General features: G+C 37.1%; 3 protein-coding genes. All 3 read left to right on the forward strand.

Going from position 1 to position 1,779, the window contains the following annotated elements:
- Positions 1-264: 264 nt before the first annotated feature.
- The 3 genes from PX636_RS18630 to PX636_RS18640 all read left to right on the forward strand — a co-directional run bounded on the left by PX636_RS18630 (position 265) and on the right by PX636_RS18640 (position 1,514).
- Complete coding sequence (locus tag PX636_RS18630) at positions 265-576, forward strand: transcriptional regulator (RefSeq protein ID WP_287628133.1); 312 nt, start codon at positions 265-267, stop codon at positions 574-576.
- A 235-nt stretch (positions 577-811) separates the two neighbouring features.
- Positions 812-1,084 (forward strand): DUF2281 domain-containing protein, encoded by a 273-nt coding sequence (locus PX636_RS18635; RefSeq protein ID WP_288118257.1) that lies wholly within the window; start codon positions 812-814, stop codon positions 1,082-1,084.
- Complete coding sequence (locus PX636_RS18640) at positions 1,071-1,514, forward strand: type II toxin-antitoxin system VapC family toxin (RefSeq protein ID WP_288118258.1); 444 nt, start codon at positions 1,071-1,073, stop codon at positions 1,512-1,514. The genes PX636_RS18635 and PX636_RS18640 overlap by 14 nt, the downstream gene beginning before the upstream one ends.
- Positions 1,515-1,779 lie beyond the last annotated feature (265 nt).

Genomic DNA, 1,779 nt, shown 5'->3' on the forward strand with positions numbered 1-1,779 from the left:
CAGGAAAAGCGAAACCCAACACCCAACACCTAAATCCGTCTGAATCTTTTTGTTGGGTTTCCTTGGGTCTGTTGTTGGGTTTCGTGCCTCAACCCAACCTACAGTAGTTTACTTGGGTGTATTGTTGGGTTTCGTGCCTCAACCCAATCGACTTTAGCTAGTAGGAGGGAATAAAACTGGCGATAAAAGATGGTATGAAAAAAACATTCCCGTCGCCGAAAAAAGATTTGAAGCCTATTTAAAAACCTTAACGGAGCAAAATCTATGATTACCTTTGATGAAGAAATGGATAAACTGCCCTCTGAAAGAAGGGCAAAAATTGAAGCTAAAACCCAAGAGCTTTTACAAGAAATGCAAATCATTGATGAACTTCGTCAACGCCTAGGACTTTCTTCAGAAGAAATCACGGAAAGCGAAAGTGAACAGCCCTGTTTCTCAGCAAAATCGGATGATTTAAAACAACATCTTACCCTAGAAAATTTAACCCGTATGATGAGGGAATTAGGGGGAGAATGGGAACTTACCCTTAAATTTCCTGAGCAACAAGTGATTAAATTAAGTAGTGAGCGCCCGTAGTTTCGTAGGTTGGGTTGAGGGAATAAATATGTTAAAGAAAACCTCTCAATTCTCAGGAAAAGCGAAACCCAACACCCAACACCTAAATCAGTCTGAATCTTTTTGTTGGGTTTACTTGGTTCAACCCAACGGACGATAATTCTATTCCTGTTAATAAAGGAGCAGAAGTCAAAATTATTCGTTATGTGGCTTAAAAATTAGCAGCCCATTTAAAAATCTTAACGGAGGAAAATTAATGATTAACTTAGAACAAATTCAAGAAGATATTAACCAATTACCTGAAGAAGCACAAAACTTACTGATTGATTTTATTGAGTTATTAAAAAAACGCTATTCCTTGGCAAAAAATCCAGAGATTGCAGCAAAAATAAACCCTGAAGCTCAAAGTACCCTAGACATTTTAAAAGAATCTGGATTAATCGGTTGTATTAGTGCAGAATCCGACCTTTCTACTAATTATAAATCTGTTCTCAAAGAAGGATTAAAAGCTAAATATGATCATCGTTGATACCGGGTTCTGGGTGGCTTTATTTAACAATAAAGATCAATATCATCTAATAGCACAGCAAACCTTAGCACAGTATTCTTATCAACCACTAATTACAACTTGGTGTGTTTTAACAGAAAGTTGTCATCTTCTTTTACAACGTTCTCCAAATCTCTATACAGGAGTTGAAAAACAAATAAAATTAATGAACGTATTTGAGAGACATCCCCAAAAATTTCTATTATTCCACCTTGAAAATACTCATCTAGAAAGAATTCAAGACCTTATGAAACAATATCAAAGTCTGCCAATGGACTTAGCCGATGCCTCCCTAGTTATCTTAGCAGAAGAGTTAGGAAATGGACGTATCTTATCAATTGATAATCGAGATTTTAATACCTATCGCTGGAAAAATAAAAAACCCTTTATTAATCTTTTTCCCAATTTCTAGTTAATCATTAGTCCGTAGTCCGTAGGTTGGTTTGAGGGAATAAATATGTTAAGGAAAACCTCTCAATTCTCAGGAAAAGCGCAACCCAACACCCAACACCTAAATCAGTCTGAATCTTTTTGTTGGGTTTACTTGGTTCAACCCAACCGACGGTAATTAATACTTGAAATAGCAAGGTAACAGCCATGATCAAACCTTCGATCGCCCTCATCCTTCTTTTCTCCCTACTGCCTCAACCTGGGTTAACCCTTATCACCCCGGCTGC

It is taken from the genome of Microcystis sp. M53598_WE2, from assembly GCF_030067735.1.
Lineage (GTDB): Bacteria > Cyanobacteriota > Cyanobacteriia > Cyanobacteriales > Microcystaceae > Microcystis > Microcystis aeruginosa.

Bases quoted from the DNA above. Each gene is read 5' to 3' on its own strand.
- PX636_RS18640 (WP_288118258.1), top strand. From the start codon at position 1,071: ATGATCATCGTTGATACCGGGTTCTGGGTGGCTTTATTTAACAATAAA.
- PX636_RS18630 (WP_287628133.1), top strand. From the start codon at position 265: ATGATTACCTTTGATGAAGAAATGGATAAACTGCCCTCTGAAAGAAGG.
- PX636_RS18635 (WP_288118257.1), top strand. From the start codon at position 812: ATGATTAACTTAGAACAAATTCAAGAAGATATTAACCAATTACCTGAA.